The 13471-nt window shown below is 52.0% G+C and carries 12 protein-coding genes; 7 read left to right on the top strand and 5 right to left on the bottom strand.

Annotation, left to right across the window (positions count from 1 at the left end; translation table 11 throughout):
- Positions 1 to 13: 13 nt before the first annotated feature.
- Genes gmk through recG form a run of 5 tightly spaced genes read left to right on the top strand, consistent with a single transcriptional unit; the run spans position 14 to position 5877 of the window.
- Positions 14 to 637: a guanylate kinase gene (gmk, locus tag AB1E22_RS09685; protein WP_367595139.1), complete on the top strand. Its 624-nt coding sequence runs from the start codon at positions 14 to 16 to the stop codon at positions 635 to 637.
- 54 nt (positions 638 to 691) lie between these two features.
- The gene (gene rpoZ / locus AB1E22_RS09680) at positions 692 to 967 is read left to right on the top strand and encodes a DNA-directed RNA polymerase subunit omega (protein ID WP_034499980.1); all 276 of its coding nucleotides are present in this window, start codon (positions 692 to 694) and stop codon (positions 965 to 967) included.
- Positions 968 to 985: 18 nt separating this feature from the next.
- Positions 986 to 3097, top strand: a complete 2112-nt coding sequence (gene spoT / locus AB1E22_RS09675; RefSeq protein WP_367595138.1) for a bifunctional GTP diphosphokinase/guanosine-3',5'-bis pyrophosphate 3'-pyrophosphohydrolase — start codon at positions 986 to 988, stop codon at positions 3095 to 3097.
- Positions 3098 to 3101: 4 nt separating this feature from the next.
- Entirely contained in the window at positions 3102 to 3791 is a 690-nt protein-coding gene (trmH, locus tag AB1E22_RS09670; RefSeq protein WP_367595137.1) for a tRNA (guanosine(18)-2'-O)-methyltransferase TrmH, read from the top strand.
- A 4-nt stretch (positions 3792 to 3795) separates the two neighbouring features.
- Positions 3796 to 5877, top strand: coding sequence for an ATP-dependent DNA helicase RecG (gene recG, locus AB1E22_RS09665; protein ID WP_367595136.1), 2082 nt, complete (start codon positions 3796 to 3798; stop codon positions 5875 to 5877).
- A gap of 4 nt (positions 5878 to 5881) precedes the next feature.
- On the opposite strand, the gene gltS is transcribed toward recG, so the two are convergent.
- The gene (gene gltS / locus AB1E22_RS09660) at positions 5882 to 7084 is read right to left on the bottom strand and encodes a sodium/glutamate symporter (protein WP_367595135.1); all 1203 of its coding nucleotides are present in this window, start codon (positions 7082 to 7084) and stop codon (positions 5882 to 5884) included.
- A gap of 228 nt (positions 7085 to 7312) precedes the next feature.
- Here gltS and AB1E22_RS09655 point away from each other — a divergent pair, with 228 nt between their 5' ends.
- On the top strand, positions 7313 to 8704 hold the full coding sequence (locus AB1E22_RS09655; RefSeq protein WP_367595134.1) for a nucleobase:cation symporter-2 family protein: 1392 nt from the start codon (positions 7313 to 7315) through the stop codon (positions 8702 to 8704).
- Positions 8705 to 8829: 125 nt separating this feature from the next.
- On the top strand, positions 8830 to 10512 hold the full coding sequence (locus tag AB1E22_RS09650; RefSeq protein WP_367595133.1) for an AsmA family protein: 1683 nt from the start codon (positions 8830 to 8832) through the stop codon (positions 10510 to 10512).
- A 51-nt stretch (positions 10513 to 10563) separates the two neighbouring features.
- Here AB1E22_RS09650 and fabY read toward each other — a convergent pair whose 3' ends face one another.
- The 4 genes from fabY to yihX are packed head-to-tail and all read right to left on the bottom strand — an operon-like array spanning position 10564 to position 13449.
- Positions 10564 to 11505: a fatty acid biosynthesis protein FabY gene (gene fabY, locus AB1E22_RS09645; RefSeq protein WP_367595132.1), complete on the bottom strand. Its 942-nt coding sequence runs from the start codon at positions 11503 to 11505 to the stop codon at positions 10564 to 10566.
- 44 nt (positions 11506 to 11549) lie between these two features.
- A complete protein-coding gene (gene dtd, locus AB1E22_RS09640) occupies positions 11550 to 11987 on the bottom strand; it encodes a D-aminoacyl-tRNA deacylase (protein ID WP_367595131.1) in 438 nt (145 codons plus the stop codon).
- Entirely contained in the window at positions 11984 to 12856 is an 873-nt protein-coding gene (locus tag AB1E22_RS09635) for a virulence factor BrkB family protein (RefSeq protein WP_367595130.1), read from the bottom strand. Before AB1E22_RS09635 ends, dtd begins: the two co-directional genes overlap by 4 nt.
- Complete coding sequence (gene yihX / locus AB1E22_RS09630) at positions 12853 to 13449, bottom strand: glucose-1-phosphatase (protein WP_367595129.1); 597 nt, start codon at positions 13447 to 13449, stop codon at positions 12853 to 12855. The genes AB1E22_RS09635 and yihX overlap by 4 nt, the downstream gene beginning before the upstream one ends.
- Positions 13450 to 13471 lie beyond the last annotated feature (22 nt).

The following is a 13471-nucleotide window of genomic DNA, read 5'->3' as shown; positions in this document are numbered from 1 at the left end:
TAAGTTAGAACTCATGGCTCAAGGCACACTTTATATCGTTTCCGCACCAAGTGGTGCCGGGAAATCCAGCCTCATCCAGGCTTTGTTAAAGACACAACCGCTGTACGACACGCAGGTTTCTATCTCCCATACTACGCGAGGCATTCGCCCGGGAGAGAATCATGGTGAACATTACTTCTTCGTGGAAAAAGAAGAGTTTAAGCAGATGATTGCTGAAGATTCATTCCTTGAACACGCGGAAGTATTTGGTAATTACTACGGCACGTCACGCCATGCCATTGAACAAGTTCTGGCAACAGGTGTAGACGTTTTCCTGGATATTGACTGGCAGGGTGCTAAGCAGATTCGTGAGAAAATGCCTCAGGCCCGCAGTATCTTCATTCTGCCACCGTCAAAAGACGAGCTGGACAGACGCTTGCGCGGTCGCGGGCAAGACAGTGAAGAAGTTATTACGAAGCGAATGGAGCAGGCTGTTGCAGAAATGAGCCATTACGCCGAATATGACTATTTAATCGTCAATGATGATTTTGACACCGCACTGTCAGATTTAAAGATTATCATTCGTGCCGAGCGTCTACGAATGGGTCGCCAGAAAGCGCGACATGACGCTTTAATCAGCAAACTATTGGCAGACTGAGCCCAGTTTCAGTATCATGCCCAGTCATTTCTTCATCTGTGGAGCATTTTAATTATGGCACGCGTAACTGTTCAGGACGCTGTTGAGAAAATTGGTAACCGTTTTGACTTGGTTCTGGTCGCCGCACGTCGCGCTCGTCAGATGCAAACTGGTGGTAAAGATCCACTTGTTGCTGAAGAAAACGACAAAACGACTGTAATCGCACTGCGCGAAATCGAAGAAGGGTTGATCACCAACCAGATTCTCGATGTTCGTGATCGTCAGGAACAGCAAGAGCAGGAAGCCGCAGAATTGCAGGCCGTTACCGCTATTGCTGAAGGTCGTCGTTAATTAGCCTGCGGGTAGCCCTTGTATCTGTTTGAAAGCCTGAATCAACTGATTCAACAATACTTGCCCGAGGAGCAGATTAAGCGACTTCGGCAAGCATACCTTGTTGCGCGTGATGCTCACGAGGGACAAGCACGTTCAAGTGGTGAACCCTACATCACCCATCCCGTAGCGGTTGCCTGCATTCTGGCCGAGATGAAACTCGACTACGAAACACTCATGGCCGCCCTACTACATGATGTGATCGAAGACACCCCTGCCACCTACCAGGATATGGAACAACTGTTTGGCAAAAGCGTTGCCGAACTGGTGGAAGGGGTTTCTAAGCTAGACAAGCTGAAATTCCGCGATAAGAAAGAAGCTCAGGCTGAAAACTTCCGGAAAATGATCATGGCGATGGTGCAAGACATCCGCGTCATTTTGATCAAACTCGCCGACCGTACGCATAACATGCGCACTCTCGGGGCTCTACGCCCTGATAAGCGTCGCCGCATTGCTCGCGAAACCCTCGAAATTTATAGCCCTCTTGCGCACCGTCTTGGTATTCACCATCTGAAAACCGAACTGGAAGAGCTGGGCTTTGAAGCGCTGTACCCAAACCGCTACCGCGTCATTAAAGAAGTGGTGAAAGCGGCGCGTGGTAACCGCAAAGAGATGATTCAAAAAATCCTCTCGGAAATCGATGGGCGTTTGCAAGAAGCAGGTATTCCTTGCCGCGTCAGCGGTCGCGAAAAACACCTTTACTCCATCTACTGCAAAATGACGCTCAAAGAGCAGCGTTTCCACTCGATTATGGATATCTACGCTTTCCGCGTGATCGTCCACGATATGGATACCTGTTACCGCGTACTTGGGCAGATGCATAGCCTCTACAAACCGCGTCCCGGGCGGGTGAAAGACTATATCGCCATTCCAAAGGCTAACGGATATCAGTCCCTGCACACCTCAATGATTGGCCCGCACGGCGTGCCGGTTGAAGTGCAAATTCGTACCGAAGATATGGATCAGATGGCAGAGATGGGGGTTGCCGCTCACTGGGCTTATAAAGAGCAAGGTGAAAGCAGCACTACCGCACAAATCCGCGCCCAGCGCTGGATGCAAAGCCTGCTGGAATTACAGCAAAGCGCCGGTAGCTCATTTGAATTTATTGAGAGCGTGAAATCCGATCTGTTCCCGGATGAAATTTACGTTTTCACCCCGGAAGGGCGCATTGTCGAATTACCGGCTGGCGCAACACCCGTCGATTTCGCGTATGCGGTGCATACTGACATCGGCCACGCTTGTGTTGGTGCCCGTGTCGACAGGCAGCCCTATCCGTTATCTCAGTCGCTTAGCAGCGGCCAGACTATCGAAATTATTACCGCACCAGGCGCTCGTCCGAATGCGGCCTGGCTAAATTTTGTCGTGAGTTCTAAAGCTCGCGCCAAAATTCGCCAGATGCTGAAAAACCTCAAGCGTGATGACTCCGTCAGCCTTGGTCGCCGTCTGCTTAATCATGCTTTAGGTGGCAGCCGTAAGTTAGCTGAAGTTCCGCCGGAAAGTATTCAACGTGAGCTTGAGCGCATGAAGCTCGCTACGCTTGATGATTTGCTGGCTGAAATCGGCCTGGGTAACGCCATGAGCGTGGTGGTCGCCAAAAATCTTCAGGGCGAATCGTCTGTAATTGCGCAAGCGAACACGCCAGCGCACAGCCATTTACCTATCAAAGGTGCAGATGGCGTACTGATTACTTTTGCTAAGTGTTGCCGTCCAATTCCAGGCGATCCGATTGTTGCGCATGTCAGCCCTGGTAAAGGTTTGGTTATCCATCACGAGTCCTGCCGTAATATTCGTGGCTACCAGAAAGAAGCCGAGAAGTTTATGGCGGTAGAGTGGGATAAAGAGACCGAGCAAGAATTTATCACTGAAATCAAAGTCGATATGTTCAACCATCAGGGTGCTCTGGCGAATCTGACGGCAGCTATCAACACCGCAGGCTCGAATATTCATAGCTTGAATACCGAAGAGAAAGATGGCCGCGTTTATAGCGCATTCATCCGTATGTCTGCCCGCGATCGTGTTCATCTGGCTAATATTATGCGCAAAATTCGCGTAATGCCGGATGTCATTAAAGTTACCCGCAACCGAAATTAGTGTTATGAATCCTCAACGTTATGCGCGTATTTGCGAGATGCTCACCAGACGTCAGCCTGATCTGACCGTCTGCATGGAGCAAGTCCATAAACCTCATAACGTCTCGGCGATTATTCGCACCGCAGATGCGGTCGGCGTACACGAAGTTCACGCCGTCTGGCCGGGCAGCCGTATGCGCACCATGGCCTCTTCCGCTGCGGGCAGTAATTCCTGGGTTGAAGTTAAAACGCATCGCAATATTAGTGATGCCGTGAGTCATCTAAAAAGTAGTGGGATGCAAATCCTTGCCACTAATCTTTCTGATAAAGCCGTCGATTTCCGCGAAATTGATTACACGCTTCCGACCTGTATTTTGATGGGCCAGGAAAAAACCGGTATTACTCAGGAAGCGTTAGCGCTTGCAGACCAGGACATCATTATTCCGATGATCGGGATGGTGCAATCGCTGAACGTTTCCGTGGCTTCAGCGCTCATTCTGTACGAAGCGCAGCGCCAGCGTCAGAATGCCGGTATGTATCAGCGCGAAAACAGCACCCTGCCAGAATCTGAACAACAGCGCTTGCTGTTTGAAGGTGGCTATCCAGTGCTGGCTCGCGTTTCCCGTCGTAAAGGTTTGCCCTACCCACATGTTAATCAGCTAGGTGAAATAGAAGCTGATGCCGCATGGTGGGCCACAATGCAATCTGCGGAGTAGTCAGATGAAAGGCCGTTTGCTGGACGCCATACCGTTAAGTACGCTTGCCGGAGTCGGTGCCAGTCAGAGCGGTAAACTGGCGAAAATTGGTCTGCACACCATTCAGGATCTCCTGCTCCACCTCCCGCTACGCTACGAAGACCGTACGCAACTTTACCCAATTAACGACCTGCTGCCGGGTATTTACGCCACGGTGGAAGGTGAAGTGCTGAACTGTAATATCAGTTTTGGCCGTCGCCGCATGATGACCTGCCAGATTTCTGATGGCACCGGCATTTTGACCATGCGTTTCTTCAACTTTAACGCGGCAATGAAGAACAGTCTGGCGAACGGGAAACGCGTGCTGGCCTACGGGGAAGCCAAACGCGGGGCTCACGGTGCAGAGATGATTCACCCGGAGTACCGCGTTCAGGGCGATCTCAGCACGCCTGAATTGCAGGAAACGCTGACTCCGGTTTACCCCACCACAGAAGGCATTCGCCAGGCGACGCTGCGCAAACTGACTGACCAGGCTCTGGAATTGCTGGATACTTGCGCTATCGCCGAACTGCTCCCCGCTGATTTGAGCAAAGGGATGATGAGCCTGCCGGAAGCTCTGCGCACGTTGCATCGCCCGCCGCCAACCATGCAGTTAGCCGATCTTGAAACTGGCAAACACCCTGCACAACAGCGTTTAATTCTTGAAGAACTGCTGGCACATAACCTAAGCATGCTGGCGTTGCGCGCAGGCGCTCAGCGTTATCACGCATTACCTTTGCGTAATCATGACGAATTAAAAAACCGCCTTTTAGCTGCACTACCGTTTAAACCAACCGCGGCCCAGGCGCGAGTCGTGGCGGAAATCGAACACGATATGGCTCTGGATGTTCCGATGATGCGTCTGGTGCAGGGTGATGTTGGGTCTGGTAAAACGCTGGTTGCCGCGCTCGCTGCGTTGCGGGCAATTGCGCATGGCAAACAAGTGGGCCTGATGGCGCCGACGGAATTGCTCGCCGAACAGCATGCCAATAATTTTCGCCAGTGGTTTGCACCGCTGGGTATTGAAGTGGGCTGGCTGGCCGGTAAGCAAAAAGGCAAAGCGCGCATTGCCCAACAGGAAGCGATCGCCAGCGGCCAGGTGTCGATGGTGGTGGGAACGCACGCGATTTTCCAGGAACAGGTGCAATTTTCTGAGCTGGCGCTGGTTATCATCGATGAGCAGCACCGTTTTGGTGTTCATCAGCGTCTGGCGTTATGGGAGAAAGGCCAAATTCAGGGCTTCCACCCGCATCAGTTAATCATGACCGCAACGCCAATTCCACGCACGCTGGCGATGACGGCCTATGCCGACCTGGACACCTCAACTATCGATGAACTTCCGCAGGGCCGCACGCCCGTTACTACCGTCGCTATTCCTGACACCCGCCGCAACGATATTATCGAGCGAGTGCGCAACGCCTGTAGCGATGAAGGCCGTCAGGCCTATTGGGTCTGTACTCTGATTGAAGAATCCGAACTTTTAGAAGCTCAGGCTGCAGAAGTGACATGGGATGAGCTTAAAGCCGTGCTGCCAAACCTTAGCGTCGGCCTGGTGCATGGCCGCATGAAGCCGCAAGAAAAACAGGCAGTCATGCAGGCGTTCAAAGAAGGGGCGATTCATCTGCTGGTTGCGACAACGGTTATTGAAGTTGGCGTTGATGTGCCGAATGCCAGCCTGATGATTATCGAAAACCCTGAGCGCCTTGGGCTTGCGCAACTCCACCAGCTTCGAGGCCGAGTGGGCCGTGGCGCGGTCGCATCCCACTGCGTGTTGCTTTATAAGTCACCGCTATCGAAAACGGCACAGCTACGTTTGCAGGTATTGCGTGATAGCAACGACGGCTTTGTGATTGCGCAAAAGGATTTGGAAATTCGTGGGCCAGGGGAATTACTCGGCACGCGCCAAACGGGCAATGCCGAGTTTAAAGTGGCAGATTTACTGCGTGACCAGGCAATGATCCCGGAAGTACAGCGCCTTGCGCGCCATATCCATGAACGCTACCCGGAACAGGCAATAGCGCTCATCGAACGCTGGATGCCTGAAACGGAACGCTACTCAAACGCCTGATTGCTTAGCCAAATATTGGCAGCATCAGGTAGAGCTTAATCACCAGCGCATTGACGATATCAATAAAGAATGCGCCGACCATCGGCACCACCAGAAACGCCATGTGAGACGGCCCAAAACGCTCGGTAATCGCCTGCATATTGGCGATTGCCGTTGGTGTTGCCCCTAAACCAAAACCACAGTGCCCCGCAGCAAGCACCGCCGCATCGTAGTTTTTCCCCATCAGGCGATAGGTCACAAAGATTGCATACAGCGCCATAAAGATAGTTTGTACCGTCAAAATGGCGAGCATTGGCAACGCAAGAGAAGCCAGTTCCCACAGTTTCAGGCTCATCAGCGCCATAGCAAGAAACAGCGATAAACACACGTTCCCCAGAACCGAAACCGCACGTTCAAAGACGCGATAGAAACCCAGAAGCGCAAGCGCATTACTAAGAATGACCCCAACAAAAAGCACGCAAACAAAAGTTGGCAACTCGAACGCGGTTCCCTGAATGAAATGCGCCGCAAATTTACCGACGGTAAGACAAATAGCAATCATCGCGATGGTTTCAATCATCACCATCGAGGTGATCACGCGCCCTACCGCGGGTTTTTCGAAAGCGGTTGGGTCAATGCTGTCTTCTTGAGTGCCGTTCGGCGTGGATGAATGCTTAACCAGATAACGTGCGACCGGCCCGCCAATCAAGCCCCCCAATACCAGGCCAAACGTTGCGCAAGCCATTGCCACTTCGGTTGCATTCTGGAAACCATAGCGCTCGGTAAACAGCTTACTCCAGGCCGCGCCGGTGCCATGCCCGCCAGACAACGTAATTGAACCCGCCAGTAAACCCATTAACGGATCAAGGCCCAGCAGGCTAGCCATTCCAATACCAATGGCGTTTTGCATAATCAAAAGGCCAACCACAACAATCAGGAAAATACCGACGACTTTGCCGCCCGCACGCAGGCTGGCAAGGTTAGCGTTCAGACCGATAGTGGCGAAGAATGCAAGCATCAAAGGATCTTTGAGGCTCATATCAAATTCAAATTCCCAGCCAAGGCTCTTTTTAAGCACTAACAGCGCAAGGGCTATCAACAGGCCACCAGCGACCGGTTCAGGGATAGTGTATTTTTTTAACAGCGGTAGGGTGTGGACCATTTTTCGGCCCAGTAACAACACGAGAGTGGCGGCAACAAGGGTAGAAAGAGTATCAAGATAAAACATAGAAGTGCTCCTGTTTGCGCATATTCTCACAGACGCTTTTTAATTATCCTTCACTGGAATTTCAGGTTTTAGAAAACTCAGCAGCCGGATTTTAACCAAAAAGCAGCCGAAAGTTATATAAAAAGCTCGCTATATATACTTTTTATCTTAGGAAACATCACAAGCAAACGTTTGCTTTTGCTCTTTACTCCGCTAAAATCAGCGTTTTTTCGCAGGGGATAATTTCTGATGTCTGTTAATGCTGTTGAGTCTGAAGGTGCGCAACCGATTGCTCAGCCCCGTTCCAGTGAATTGATTTACCGCCTTGAGGATAGACCTCCTCTCCCACAAACTCTTTTTGCTGCCGGGCAGCACTTATTAGCGATGTTTGTTGCGGTGATCACGCCTGCTATGTTGATTTGCCAGGCTCTGGGACTTCCGGCTGAAGATACCCAACACATTATCAGTATGTCGCTGTTCGCCTCGGGCGTAGCATCGATAATCCAGATTAAAGCCTGGGGACCAGTAGGTTCCGGGCTTCTGTCGATTCAGGGCACCAGCTTTAACTTTGTGTCGCCGTTGATTATGGGCGGCATGGCACTGAAAAATGGCGGAGCCGATGTTCCGACCATGATGGCAGCGCTGTTTGGTACCTTAATGCTCGCAAGCTGCACTGAAATGCTGTTATCCCGCTTCTTGCATCTGGCGCGTCGTATTATCACGCCGCTGGTTTCCGGCGTAGTGGTCATGATTATCGGGCTTTCTCTGATTCAGGTTGGTCTGACATCTATTGGCGGTGGTTATGCCGCCATGAACGATCACACATTTGGCGCACCGAAAAACCTGTTGTTAGCAGGTGCGGTGTTGCTGGTGATTATTCTGCTTAACCGCCAGCGTAACGCTTACCTACGCGTCGCTTCCCTGGTTATCGCCATGGCCGTAGGTTATGGGTTAGCCTGGGCGATGGGCATGTTGCCGGAGACCGTGCCATCAACAAATACTGACCTGATAATGGTGCCTACGCCGCTGTACTACGGTTTGGGCATTGACTGGAATCTGCTTATCCCGCTGATGCTGGTCTTTATGGTGACCTCTCTGGAAACCATCGGCGATATTACTGCGACGTCTGACGTTTCCGAGCAGCCCGTATCCGGCCCGCTTTATATGAAGCGCCTCAAAGGCGGTGTGCTGGCTAACGGCCTGAACTCTTGTGTCTCCGCCGTGTTTAACACATTCCCTAACTCTTGCTTTGGCCAGAACAACGGGGTGATTCAGCTCACCGGCGTTGCCAGCCGTTATGTCGGTTTTGTTGTCGCTCTGATGCTTATTGTGCTGGGTCTGTTCCCGGCGGTAAGCGGGTTTGTTCAACACATTCCTGAGCCCGTTTTAGGCGGCGCGACTATAGTGATGTTTGGCACCATTGCCGCTTCCGGCGTGCGAATTGTTTCCCGCGAGCCGCTGAATCGCCGCGCGATTATGATTATTGCACTCTCCCTGGCCGTCGGTATGGGCGTCTCTCAGCAGCCTCTGATTTTGCAGTTTGCGCCCGACTGGCTGAAAACGCTGCTCTCTTCCGGTATCGCTGCCGGTGGTATCACTGCCATCGTGTTAAACCTGATTTTCCCGCCTGAGAAAAATTGATGTACTTCACGCGCTGGTGATTTGTTGCTGCCAGCGCGTGTAACCCCTCCTGACAATCCCATCCTTGAGCTATAACGGTAAATGGGGCATAACACCCTTACCGAAACTTCATGGGATGGAAGACAATGAAATTTCTCGGAAAGCTAATCGTTGCGTTACTGGTCGTCATATTTGTTGCGCTTATCGCTGCCTATATTTTGCTTCAAACTCGCTGGGGTGCCACCCTGGTAAGCCGTTGGGTCGTTCAGAATAGTGATTACACTTTCTCGTTTGAGGAAATGGATCACCGTTGGGCTTCCCCTATGCATCTTACGCTGAGCAATGTGACCTTTGGGCGCAAAGGTCAGCCTGCAACGCTGGTTGCGCAAAATATTGATATTGGCCTGAGCTCACGCCAGGTGTCAGATCCCATGCACGTCGATAAAATTTTGTTGCAGAACGGCACGCTAAATATCAGCCCAAATGCCGCACCGCTTCCCTTCCAGGCCGATATGCTGCAATTAAGCGATATGGCGCTCAACAGCCCCAATACGGAATGGAATTTACATGCTCAGCGCGTTAACGGCGGAGTGACACCCTGGCAGCCGCAGCAAGGTAAAGCCCAGGGCAATACCGCGGATATTCAATTTAGCGCCGGTTCGATGACGCTCAACGGGGTGCCTGCGACTAACGTGTTATTGCAGGGCGCAATTAATAATCAGCAGGTAACGCTTTCAACTATCGGTGCGGATATGGCTCGTGGTTCGCTCACCGGTAACGCCAGGCGTCTCGCGGATGGCTCGTGGCAAATCGGCAGCCTGCGTTTGAATGACATCCGTCTGCAAACCGAAAAAACGATTACCGATTTCCTGGCACCGCTCACTACTGTCCCGTCGCTGAAAATTGATAGCCTGGAAGTCACTGATGCGCGTCTGGAAGGGAAAGACTGGGCCGTGACAGATCTCGATCTGAGTTTGCGCAACCTGACGCTGGCAAAGGGCGGCTGGCAAAGCGATGACGGGCGCCTGTCGATGAACGCCAGTGATTTCATTAACGGCGCACTGCATCTGAACGATCCGATTGTGAATATTGATTTTAACCAGCAAACCGCCACGCTGCGCCAGTTCACTTCCCGTTGGGAAAGAGGAATGGTTCGCGCGGCGGGTGAATGGCTGCGCAACGAGAAAAAGCTGGCGCTCGATGAAGTGGTTTTGGCCGGGCTTGAATATACGCTGCCCGCAGACTGGAAAGCGCGCTGGATGGAGCCGTTACCGGAATGGCTCAATACGGTGACGATTAAAAAACTTTCCGCAAACCGGAATCTGATTATCGACATCGATCCCGCCTTCCCGTTCCAGTTCACCGCATTAGACGGCGCGGCAGACAATATCGAAGTGGTGCGTAACCATCAATGGGGCATCTGGAGTGGTAACGCTACGCTGAATGCATCGGCAGCTACTCTTAACCGCGTGGATGTTCGTCGCCCATCTATTTCGTTGACGGCCAACGATAACCAAATCTCTATTACCGAACTGAGCGCTTTCGCCGGGGACGGCATGCTGGAAGCAACCGGGGCAATCTCTCAGAATCCGCAACGTAATACCATTATCAATCTGCGCGGGCGTTCCGTGCCGGTAAATGTGTTGCAGCAGTGGGGATGGCCTGCTTTACCACTGGAAGGCAACGGTAATTTGCAGGTATCTGCATCGGGTAGCCTTGCGGCACAAACGCCGTTGAAAACCTCAGTGAACGGAACATTGCAAGCCACCAGTGCAGAAGGCAAGCAAGTGCAGCAAACCATGCGGAATGGGAACGTTTCTGGAGAATAATTCCTGGTGTGGGTGCGTTGCTGCACCCACAGCCTGAAATAGGTGGAGAGGCTACTCTTCTTCGTTCCCGCCTTCTTCAAGTGGCCCGAAAGGCTTAGCGGGTAACACTAAGTAAATCCCTTCAAAAACCGCACCCTGTTCATCATCGCCAAAAAGCTCAACCTGCAATGCTACGCGGGCTTTACGGCCTCGAGCCAGGCGGTCAAGATCGCCGCTTAGCGAGCCCAAATCAGCAATGGCCCCCGGTCTTCCGGTGATCGGGCTGCTATATCGGATATGCGCATCGGCAAGAATAATTGTGCCGCCCAGGTGACGCTCACGCAGCATCAGCCAAATCAGCCCCCAACCGGTTAGCGTAGCCAGTGAAAACAGGCTACCCGCGAACAACGTTTGGTGAGGATTTTGGTTACCCGCTTCCGGCATGGTGGTGATAAATTTCTGCCCGGTGTATTGCAGAATGCGCACGCCCATTTTTTCACTCAATGGAATATGCTCGTACCATGCTTGCTGTAACTGCCCACACCAGTCAGCCCGATGGAGAATATCATCCAGCGAGGCGACCCGTTTTATCATCAGGAAATGGCGGATGGGCGTGGTCGACGGTGTGGTGATTTCGCCCTGGTTCTCAAAACCTAATTTGGCAAAGAACTCTACGGCATCTTCACGCGCGCTACACACGACGCGTTTGACCCCTTCCTGGCGCGCGACAGATTCCAGCGTCATCGCCACCAGCGTCCCCAAGCCTTTATCTTGCACAGAAGGGTGAACCGCCATAAAACGGATAGCCGCTTCGTTGTCGGCATTGATGTACAGGCGGCCAATGGCGACCGGATTGCCTTCTTCGTCCACCACCATCTGATGGTGGGCCATGGCATCCCACGCGTCACGCTCGGAGCCTTTGGGTTGATGCAGCGGCTTGCGCAACATTTCCCAACGAAACTGGTAATAGAGCTCAAGCTCTTCTTCGGTTTGCGGTACGCGAAGGTGATACATACATGTACTCTCTCTTGTTACGCGGGACCGTAAATGCTGCGGACTCAGACCTGTAACCAAAACGTCACAGGACCATCATTCGTCAGGCTGACCTGCATATCGGCGGCGAAGCGCCCCGTTTCGGCCACAATACCCTGTTGTCGACAGCGTTCTACAAAGTATTCATATAACTCTTCTGCAAGCTGCGGTGCGGCGCCACCCGAGAAACTTGGGCGCATACCACGCTCGGTATCTGCTGCGAGGGTAAACTGCGACACCACCAGTACACTGCCACCGGCTTGCTGAACATTAAGGTTCATTTTGTCATTTTCATCGCCAAAAATTCGGTAACCTAAAACCCGCTCACAAAGGCGATTCGCTTTCTGCTCGTTATCTTCTTTTTCGACACCCAATAACACCAAAAGTCCTGGGCCAATTTCACCCGTCACGATACCGTCCAAGGTGACGCGAGCGTGGGTGACGCGCTGAATTAATGCAATCATGGTTCGTCCAATTCTTCCTGCTGAGCTTCGGTGCGAAGCCTTCGGTAATCGCCGAGAGTGACAGTAATTTCGGCACCGAGCAACACGATACACCAGGTCCAGTAGACCCAGACAAATAAAATGGGGATCACGGCTAATACGCCGTAAATCAATTGGTAAGAGGGGAACATGGTGATGTAGAGGGCAAAGCCTTTTTTCCCCAGCTCAAATAAAAGAGCTGCCACCAGCGAGCCAATTAGCGCATCACGTACGGGAACCCGAGTGGTGGGAACGATGCTGTATAACATCCAGAATGACAGCCAGGAAAGCAGCAAAGGGAAGATACGCAGCACGATATCAATGGTGCTGTTAAAGCCCGTCACCCAGCGCAGAGAAAGTAAATATGAACTGATGGCGAGGCTCGCCCCGGCTAACAAGGGCCCAAGCGTTAAAATCATCCAATAGACGGCAAACGAATAGATTTTGGGTCGGGTGCGCGTGCTGCGCCAGATAGTGTTGAGCGCGCTATCCACGGCGTACATCAACAGCAATGCGGTGACGATAAGCCCGCATGCTCCCACCGCCGTCATCTTGTTGGAGTTAGCCACAAACTGTTCGATATAGCGCTGAATGATATCGCCCGTCGCGGGCAGAAAGTTTGAGAAAACAAAATGCCGGAGTTGAATGCTAACGTCGGCAAACATTGGAAAAGCCGCAAACAGGGCGAACACAACCGCAACCAAAGGCACAAGCGAAAGCAATGACACGTAGGCAAGGTTACCTGCAAGCGTGGTCATATTGTCCTGGTCGATGCGGTGCCAGAGTAGTTTTCCCCAGGCCAAATACGGCCTGAGGTGTTGACTCGTTTTGCGATGAACGTTTTTTATCATAGGTTTTTTGCGAAATACCCGGGCACGGTCTCTTTTCCGGTCACCAAAATACTGGTGATTCCCAACTGTTGAGCTCCTTTAATATTATCGGCGTTATCGTCAAAAAAGACTGCATCGCTGGCCGAAAATCCTTCTGTTTCGAGGAGTTTTTGATAAATCTCAGCGTCTGGTTTACGCATCCCCATCTCTTGAGACAGATAGATTTTATCTGCCGCTTGAGCAATTTGCGGGTATTCGCCCAGCCAGAAATAAGTATGTAGGCGGTTGGTGTTTGAAAGTACCACAACGCGATGCCCCTGCTCCCTGAGCGTGTTCATGACAGCGATAACTTCCAGGCGTAAGCCCACAAAGATAGCCTGCCAGCCTGCGGAGAACTGATCAAAGCTCAGCGCCATGCCCATTTCCTCACACACCGCTGCGGCAAATTCTTCGTCGGTGATTTGCCCGCGCTCGTGGCGGTGAAACGCCTCTCCTATTACAAAACTTTTTTGCAAATTCGCTAGTGGCACACGGCTGTAATCGCTCCATACCCCCATCACGCGGTTGAAGTCGATATCAACAATGACGTTGCCTAAATCAAAGATATACAACATAAGCCTCTCCTTTGCGCATGGA

Origin of the sequence: Buttiauxella gaviniae (assembly GCF_040786275.1) — a bacterium.
Classification (GTDB): Bacteria; Pseudomonadota; Gammaproteobacteria; order Enterobacterales; family Enterobacteriaceae; genus Buttiauxella; species Buttiauxella gaviniae_A.
Note: the sequence above shows the minus strand (reverse complement) of the source record. Positions and strands in the feature narration are given on the sequence as shown.

Coding starts and splice junctions, on each gene's coding strand:
- recG (WP_367595136.1), top strand. CDS start 3,796: ATGAAAGGCCGTTTGCTGGACGCCATACCGTTAAGTACGCTTGCCGGA.
- dtd (WP_367595131.1), bottom strand. CDS start 11,987: ATGATTGCATTAATTCAGCGCGTCACCCACGCTCGCGTCACCTTGGAC.
- AB1E22_RS09635 (WP_367595130.1), bottom strand. CDS start 12,856: ATGATAAAAAACGTTCATCGCAAAACGAGTCAACACCTCAGGCCGTAT.
- trmH (WP_367595137.1), top strand. CDS start 3,102: ATGAATCCTCAACGTTATGCGCGTATTTGCGAGATGCTCACCAGACGT.
- gltS (WP_367595135.1), bottom strand. CDS start 7,084: ATGTTTTATCTTGATACTCTTTCTACCCTTGTTGCCGCCACTCTCGTG.
- rpoZ (WP_034499980.1), top strand. CDS start 692: ATGGCACGCGTAACTGTTCAGGACGCTGTTGAGAAAATTGGTAACCGT.
- gmk (WP_367595139.1), top strand. CDS start 14: ATGGCTCAAGGCACACTTTATATCGTTTCCGCACCAAGTGGTGCCGGG.
- yihX (WP_367595129.1), bottom strand. CDS start 13,449: ATGTTGTATATCTTTGATTTAGGCAACGTCATTGTTGATATCGACTTC.
- fabY (WP_367595132.1), bottom strand. CDS start 11,505: ATGTATCACCTTCGCGTACCGCAAACCGAAGAAGAGCTTGAGCTCTAT.
- AB1E22_RS09655 (WP_367595134.1), top strand. CDS start 7,313: ATGTCTGTTAATGCTGTTGAGTCTGAAGGTGCGCAACCGATTGCTCAG.
- AB1E22_RS09650 (WP_367595133.1), top strand. CDS start 8,830: ATGAAATTTCTCGGAAAGCTAATCGTTGCGTTACTGGTCGTCATATTT.